The 223-nt window shown below is 64.1% G+C and carries 1 protein-coding gene; it reads right to left on the bottom strand.

Features of this window, described 5'->3' with window-relative positions; all coding sequences use genetic code 11:
• The coding region (locus tag E4K09_RS29345) for a cadherin-like domain-containing protein (RefSeq protein WP_166802447.1) at positions 1-223 on the bottom strand (223 nt) is incomplete at both ends.

Below are 223 nucleotides of genomic sequence, written 5' to 3'. Positions count from 1 at the left end.
CGTCACGGCGACAGGCTCGGAATCCGAGGTTCCGTCGTTCACGAAGTAGACGAAGGTGTCGGTCCCGGTGAAGTTCGGATCGTACGGCGTGTACGTGAAGGTGCCGTCGGAATTGGGGCTCAGCGCGCCATGGGAGGTGTTGTAGAGGAGGCTGGCCGTCAGCGCGTCGCCGTCCGCATCGGCATCGTTCCCGAGTACGCTCTGCTCGCTCGTCACCGACAGG

Origin of the sequence: Microvirga pakistanensis (assembly GCF_004458765.1) — a bacterium.
GTDB classification, from domain to species: domain Bacteria; phylum Pseudomonadota; class Alphaproteobacteria; order Rhizobiales; family Beijerinckiaceae; genus Microvirga; species Microvirga pakistanensis.
Note: the sequence above shows the minus strand (reverse complement) of the source record. Positions and strands in the feature narration are given on the sequence as shown.